The sequence below is a fragment of the Streptomyces sp. NPDC127119 genome (assembly GCF_042677425.1).
Classification (GTDB): Bacteria; Actinomycetota; Actinomycetes; order Streptomycetales; family Streptomycetaceae; genus Streptomyces.
The window spans coordinates 1-7082 of the sequence record NZ_JBHXTO010000256.1; the positions used below are offsets into that span (position 1 = coordinate 1).

The window sequence follows — 7082 nt, forward strand, 5'->3', positions numbered from 1 at the left end:
GCGGGGGAAGTGCGCCGCCCCGGCGCCCCGGCCGGCTCTGCCGATGTACGGGATCTGCGGGTGCGTGTAGGGGGTGCGGGTGAACTCCCGCCAGAGGTCGGGCACCTCCGGACGCGGGGTCGCTGCCGACGCCTGCGCCCCGGCCGCCGTGCCGGTCACGGCGACCGCCGCCACCGCTGTCGCGCTGCCGAGCAGGGCCCGTCTGGTGAGGGTCCGCCGGGTGTTCTCCGCGCCACGGTCGCTCATGCCCGAACCGCCTTCCAAGGAGAGGGATTCCATGGATGTGAACAACGTTCAGATGTGCGTTGGCGGTGAGCATGACATGGCACCCGCATGGCGGGAAAGAGTCGTGCAGCGGTTGATTGGTACGGACTACGTAGGCGCTGTGTACGGACTACCGGCTCAGTCGGTCGGACGCTGAGTCAGGTGGGTGAACGCGTCCAGATTGCGGGTGGACTCGCCGCGCGACACCCGCCACGCGTACTCCTTGCGGATCGCGGAGGCGAAACCGAGCTCCAGGAGGGTGTTGAAACTGCCGTCGGCGGCCTCCAGGACCGCACCGAGCAGCCGGTCGACCTCGTCGGCGGTGACCGCGGCCAGCGGCAGCTTGCCCGCCACGTAGATGTCACCGAGCGGGTCGACGGCGTACCCCACGCCGTAGAGCTTGAGGTTGCGCTCCAGGAGCCAGCGATGCACCCCGCCCTCGTTCTCGTCCGGGTGCCGGATGACGAAGGCGTTCAGCGAGAGGGAGTGTCTGCCGACGATCAGCGAGACGGTCGTCGACAGCTTCCGCGTGCCGGGGAGCTTCACCACGAAGTGGCCCGGCTCCGGGCTCTCCCACTCCAGTTCGGCGTCCTTGAGGAACTCCTCGACGGTCCCCGCCGCCCGCTCCGCAGCGATCGTGTCAGCCATGGTGGGAGCGTACGTGACGGCGGTGTTCGTTCATCGCCGCCGTGTAGACGTCGGCCGTGGCCGCCGCCGCCGTGTCCCAGCCGAAGGACTGCGCGTGCCAGGCGGCCGCCGCGCCCATCCGGTCGGGGAGCGCCCGGTTGTCGGCGAAATCGCGCAGCACGCGCGCGTAGTCGACGGGATTGTGGCCGGAGACCAGAAAGCCCGTCTCCTTGTGGCGGACCGCGACCGGCAGACCGCCCACCGCGGCGGCGAGCACCGGGGTGCCGGCCGCCTGCGCCTCTATGGCGACGAGCCCGAACGACTCGCTGTAGGAGGGCATCACCAGCACGGACGCGGCCCGGAACCAGTCCGCGAGCTGCTCCTGATCGACCGGCGGCCGGAAGCACACCACGTCGGCGATGCCCAGCCGGGCGGCGAGTTTCTGCAGCCCCTCGGGCTTGGCGAGACCGCTGCCGCTCGGGCCGCCCACCACCGGGACGACGATGTTCGAGCGCAGGTCGGGGCGCTCCTCCAGGAGAACGGCGACCGCGCGCAGCAGCACGTCGGGCGCCTTCAGGGGCTGGATGCGGCCCGCGAAGAGCGGTATGAGGGCGTCCTGCGGAAGGCCGAGCCGCGCGCGGGCGGCGGCGCGTCCGTCGGCCGGGCGGAAACGGTCGAGGTTCACGCCCGGGTGGACGACCGCGACCTTGCTCTGCTCGGCCTCGTAGTGCCGTACGAGCTCGTCGGCCTCCTCCGCGGTGTTGGCGATGAGGCGGTCGGCGGCGCGGACGATCTGCGTCTCGCCGATGACTCGGGCGGCGGGCTCGGGGGTGTCGTCGTCGGCCAGGGCGGCGTTCTTGACCTTCGCCATGGTGTGCATGGCGTGCACGAGGGGGGCGCCCCAGCGCTCGGCGGCCAGCCAGCCGACCTGCCCGGAGAGCCAGTAGTGCGAGTGGACGAGGTCGTAGTACCCGGGGCGGTGGCCGGCCCATGCCTGCATCACCCCGTGCGTGAAGGCGCACAGCTGGGCGGGCAGGTCCTCCTTGGCGAGGCCTTCGTAGGGGCCCGCGTCGACGTGCCGGACCAGGACGCCGGGCGCCAGCTCCACCTTGGGCGGCAGGGCCCCGGTGGTCGCGCGCGTGAAGATCTCGACCTCGATGTTGATCGCGGCGAGGCGCTGGGCCAGCTCCACGATGTAGACGTTCATGCCGCCCGCGTCGCCCGTGCCCGGCTGGTGCAGCGGTGAGGTGTGCACGGAGAGCATCGCCACGCGGCGCGGCCTGCGATGCAGGCGAAGCCTCGTCGGGGCCGCCGGCGAGCGGCGCCCGAGCCTGCTCACGTACTGGCTCACGTGGCCTTCCTCCTTCTACGGACGTGCTGCGGGCATGCCTGTGGCGGGGCGTGGAACGCCCTGCAAGTCCTGAACGCCGGAAGAGTCTGCTCCATTTCCTCTTTACCGAATCATTGCTGTAGGTCGCTCAACCGTTCGAGACGTTTCTGCGTTCCTGAGGGGTGACGCGGGCTCACGCTGTTCAGCGTGTACGGAGTGCCACGCATTCCGGGCCGCCGGACGGCGCACGTCTTTCAGCCCGTCCGGCGTACCGCGCAAACCGGGCCGCCGGACGCCCACGCCTTTCAGCCCGTCCGGCGTACCGCGCAAGCCGAGCCGCCGGACGGCGCACGCCTTTCAGCCCGTCCGGCGTTTGAGGACGAGGCCGTTCAGGCCGACAGCGGGGGCCCGGGGGCGGCAGCCCCCGCGAGGCCTGCACCGACCCGGAGTCCCCCGAGCGCGCCGCTTACCCTTGACCCCATGAACGCCCGCGCAGCGAAACCCGTGGGGACGGTGACGCGCGGGACCACCAACCCGAACCGCCTCCGCCGCATGGACCGCTGGATCGCGGCCACCCACGGCGCCGAACTCCGCTGCGCCGACGACCCCGTGGCGGTGGACCTCGGGTACGGCGCGGCCCCCTGGACCGCGGTGGAGCTGCTGCGGCGTCTGCGTACCGCCGCTCCCCGCGCGCGCGTGGTGGGCGTCGAGATCGACCCGGCCCGGGTCGCCGCCGCGAAGCCGTACGAACGCGACGGCCTCCGGTTCCGGCACGGCGGCTTCGAGATCCCGCTGCCCGTACGGCCGACGCTGATCCGCGCGGCGAACGTCCTGCGGCAGTACGAGGAGGCCGAGGTCGCCGCGGTGTGGGCCCGGCTGTGCGCGCGCCTGGCACCGGCGGACGCCGGCTCGCGCGGCGGGCTCCTGGTCGAGGGCACGTGCGACGAGATCGGCCGCCGGCACGTGTGGATCGCGCTCGGACCCGAGGGGCCGCGGACCGTCACGTTCGCCACCCGTCTCGGTTCCCTGGACCGCCCGTCCGACCTGGCCGAACGCCTCCCGAAGGCCCTCATCCACCGCAATGTCCCGGGTGAGCCGGTGCATGCCTTCCTGCGCGACTTCGACCGCGCGTGGGCATCGGCGGCGCCGTACGCCTCGTACGGCGCCCGGCAGCGCTGGATCCGGGCGGTCCGCGATCTGACGGCCGACTGGCCGGTCGTGGACGGGGTGTCGCGGTGGCGGCAGGGCGAAGTGACCGTGCGGTGGGAGGCGTTGGCGCCGGGCTCGTAGGACCGGGCCGGACCCTCGGCAGGCACCCAGGGGGACTTCGGCAGACCCGGCCGTACCCCCGGCGAGCCCCCCGGTCGGTCCCCGACAGACCCCCCGCGGGCGCCCGGCAGCCCTCTGACGTGGCGGGAACGATCTCGGTGAGTCATTCGTCACATTGGCGGGGAACGCGAAGGAGATCACGACCGAGTGGGCAGTGAGGGGGAGGGAAGAGGCAGAAGGGACGCGGGAGTTCTTGCCCGCCTCTGTCATATTCCGCGCCTACATGGCACGATCCCCGGGGCGTTCCTAAGTTACTGACGGTAAATCAGTTTTGGGGGTCGGTTCATGGTGACCGGTGTGCGGAGCGTGACCACGACGGCCATGGCCCTGGCCTGCGCGGCAGTCATCCTGGCCGCGCCCGGGGTGGCCTACGCGGCCCCGACGCCGCCGCCCGGCCCGACACCGACCCGGACGCCGAGCCCGAGCGCGAGTCCAACCCCCGTGAGCACCGCGGACCTTGAAGCGGTCCGCGTGAAGCTGGAGGGGCTGTACCACGACGCGGCGGTCGCCACGGACGCGTACAACCTCGCCGAGGAGCGGACCGAGAAGCAGTCCACGCAGATCGTCGGGCTCGCCCGCGAGATCGTCGAGGGCAAGGCCCGGCTGGTCGAGCTGAAGAAGCGTGTGGGCGCCGCCGCCCGCGCCCAGTACCGCGTCGGCGGGCTGCCGGACCAGGCCCAGTTGATGCTCAGCGACGACCCGGAAGCCTTCCTGGACGGCGCGGGCCGGATCCGCCAGGGCGCCCAGGCGACCAAGGGCCTGCTCGCCGAGATGCGGCGCACCCAGGCGGACTTGGAGCAGTACGCGCGCGACGCGGCGGCCCAGTGGACCAAGCTCGAGGCCAACCGCGAGGCGAAGGCCGAGGCCAAGAAGAAGGTCAAGAAGCAGATCGCCGCCGCCGAGAAGCTTGAGTCCCAGCTGGAGAAGGACGAGAAGGAGCGCCTGGCGAAGCTGGAGCAGCAGGCCGCGTACGAGGCGCAGACGACCTGGCTGGACTCCGGCATCCTCGACGAGATCGACGGCAAGGCCTCCGCACAGGGCAAGAAAGCCGTGGAGTACGCGACGGCACAGATCGGCAAGCCGTACGAGTGGGGCGCCGAGGGGCCGAAGACGTTCGACTGCTCCGGGCTCACCTCGCAGGCGTGGGCCGCCGCCGGACAGGCCATCCCCCGCACCTCGCAGGAGCAGTGGAAGCAGCTCGACCGCGTCGCCGTCGAGGCCATGCGCCCCGGCGACCTCATCATCTACAACGCCGACGCCAGCCATGTCGCGATGTACATCGGCGACGGCGCGATGATCCACGCACCGCGCCCCGGCCGTACGGTGACGATCGCGGGAGCGGGCTCGATGCCGATACTCGGAGTGGTCCGCCCGGGCCAGTGAGGTCCACGCGGGCCTGAGGTCCGCGCAGGTCCGAGGCGCGCGCGAGGCCGAGGTCCGCACGGGGCGCGCGTCCGCTCGATGCGCCGCCCGACCACGGATGCGCCGTACGCCACCTCGGTGCATCCGATGTCCCACGGAGCGACGCTTGTCGCTTCTGTCCGGCGCTCCCCTCGGCCCGGCGGGGCACTCCCCTTCACTCTGTGCGGCGCTCCCAGTCGCCCGGCGCCGCCGCGACCCCCGCCGCCTCCACCATCACCGCGCCCCCGCAGTGACCTGCCGCACGTGATACGCGGCACGTTCGGGGCCGGCGCTAAACCGGTGGGGCGTGATGTACGTCATCCCGTACAAGCGCACATCCTGCCCAATTGCGGTACAGGATGCGGCATATGACGGCGGCCGTTTTTCCTGTGCGCGGCCTGCCGCCATTCCTATGTGACGGCGCCTGACGCTATGGTCCCCGTCGGTGGATCGAGATCCCTCGACCCACCGTGCCCTCGGGGGGAGGGAAGGAACCCAAGACGATGCCCGTACCCGTACCGCGGCAGAGAGCGATCCCCGCCGTGGAAGGTGGACAGGCTCACGCCGCGTCACCATCCGGCGGACCGGCACAGGCCGCGCCCGCACCCGGCGCCCTGTCCGGCCAGGAGCCGTCCTCGACGAGGAACGGCACCTCCGGCGACGCCTCCCACGGCGACCACGGCGCCACCGCCGACAGCGATGGCGCTCACCACGGCGGTGCCACCAACGGCACCGCCCCGCTGACGCTGCTCGTGATCGAGGACGACCCGGCCGGCGCGCTGACCGTGCCCGAACTGCGGGACGCGACCGGCAGGCAGATCCGCGTCCGTACCGCCCGCAACCTCACCGAGGCCGAACGGCTGCTCACCGACGACGTCCAGTGCGTCCTGCTCGACCTCGCGCTGCGCACGCCCGGCCCCGCGGCCACGTCCGAGGGGCCGGTGGCGGAGGCGGAGCCCGACGACGAGCTGGCCACGCTCAGGCACGTGCTGCGGCTCGCGCCCCGGCACGCCGTCCTCGCGCTGACCCCGGCCGAGGACACCGAGCGCGGCGCGGAAGCCGTACGTGCCGGCGCCCAGGACTATCTCTTCCGCGACGAGCTGGACAGCCGGCTGCTCAGCCGCGCGGTCCGCTACGCGGTGGAGCGCAAACGTTCCGACCGGGCCGAACGACGGCTGACCGAGTCCAAGCTGCGCGCGCAGGAGAACGCGCGCCTCGAACGCGGTCTGCTGCCCACACCGCTCCTGGAGGGCTCCTCGCTGCGGTTCGCCGCGCGCTACCGGCCCGGCCGCTCGCGCGCGCTGCTCGGCGGCGACTTCTACGACACGGTCCGCACCCCCGACGGCACCGTCCACGCCATGATCGGCGATGTCTGCGGTCACGGCCCCGACGAGGCCGCGCTCGGGGTGGAGCTGCGGATCGCCTGGCGCGCGCTGACCCTGGCGGGCCTGTGCGGCGACCGGCTGCTGTCGACGCTCCAGCAGGTCCTGGAGCACGAGCGCGACAGCGACGAGATCTTCGCGACGCTCTGCACGGTGGACATCGCACCGGACGGCCGCCGCGCGGGTCTGTGCCTGGCGGGCCATCCCGCCCCGCTGATCTCGCGTCCGGCCCGTTCCCCTGCGCTGGTGGGCGCCGACGGGGCCGACGGGGCAGACGCCGCCGGGGTGCCGCCCGTCGCCGAGCTGCTGCCGTACGAGAACGGCGGGCCCGCGCTCGGTCTGCTGCCGAACGCGCGGTGGCCGCGCCAGCAGGTGGAGCTGGGCGGCGAGTGGAGTCTGATGCTCTACACGGACGGACTGATCGAGGGCCGCACCGGTGAGGGCAGGGAGCGGCTCGGCCAGGACGGGATGGTGGACATGGTCCGCCGCCAGCTGGCCGAGGGCCTGCGGGGCGAGGAACTGCTGCGGGCCGCGGTGAACGAGGTGCGGGACCTCAACGGCGGGGAGCTGACGGACGACGTGGCGGTACTGCTGCTCGACCGCGTGGCGTAGCGGCTGCGCTGCCGCTGCCTGTGCGCTGTGAGCGCGCGGGGCCGGCGGGGTCTGCGGGGTCTTGGAACGTGCGGGTCCGGTGGGGGTCGCTCGCGCAGTTCCCCGCGCCCCTGAAAAGCGGGGCTGCGCCCCGGCTT

The 7082-nt window shown here is 72.7% G+C and carries 5 protein-coding genes and 1 pseudogene; 3 read left to right on the forward strand and 3 right to left on the reverse strand.

Features of this window, described 5'->3' with window-relative positions:
• The 3 genes and pseudogenes from ACFVH5_RS43340 to mshA all read right to left on the reverse strand — a co-directional run.
• Positions 1–246: pseudogene (locus tag ACFVH5_RS43340) on the reverse strand (hypothetical protein); the annotation flags it as partial.
• 156 nt (positions 247–402) lie between these two features.
• Positions 403–912: a YbjN domain-containing protein gene (locus tag ACFVH5_RS43345; RefSeq protein WP_385839195.1), complete on the reverse strand. Its 510-nt coding sequence runs from the start codon at positions 910–912 to the stop codon at positions 403–405.
• The gene (gene mshA, locus ACFVH5_RS43350) at positions 905–2242 is read right to left on the reverse strand and encodes a D-inositol-3-phosphate glycosyltransferase (protein WP_385839196.1); all 1338 of its coding nucleotides are present in this window, start codon (positions 2240–2242) and stop codon (positions 905–907) included. The genes ACFVH5_RS43345 and mshA overlap by 8 nt, the downstream gene beginning before the upstream one ends.
• 459 nt (positions 2243–2701) lie before the next feature.
• Here mshA and ACFVH5_RS43355 point away from each other — a divergent pair, with 459 nt between their 5' ends.
• The 3 genes from ACFVH5_RS43355 to ACFVH5_RS43365 all read left to right on the forward strand — a co-directional run bounded on the left by ACFVH5_RS43355 (position 2702) and on the right by ACFVH5_RS43365 (position 6945).
• The gene (locus ACFVH5_RS43355) at positions 2702–3511 is read left to right on the forward strand and encodes a class I SAM-dependent methyltransferase (RefSeq protein WP_385839197.1); all 810 of its coding nucleotides are present in this window, start codon (positions 2702–2704) and stop codon (positions 3509–3511) included.
• A gap of 324 nt (positions 3512–3835) precedes the next feature.
• Positions 3836–4933, forward strand: a complete 1098-nt coding sequence (locus ACFVH5_RS43360) for a C40 family peptidase (RefSeq protein ID WP_385839199.1) — start codon at positions 3836–3838, stop codon at positions 4931–4933.
• Positions 4934–5454: 521 nt separating this feature from the next.
• Positions 5455–6945, forward strand: coding sequence for a PP2C family protein-serine/threonine phosphatase (locus ACFVH5_RS43365; RefSeq protein WP_385839200.1), 1491 nt, complete (start codon positions 5455–5457; stop codon positions 6943–6945).
• Positions 6946–7082: the final 137 nt, after the last annotated feature.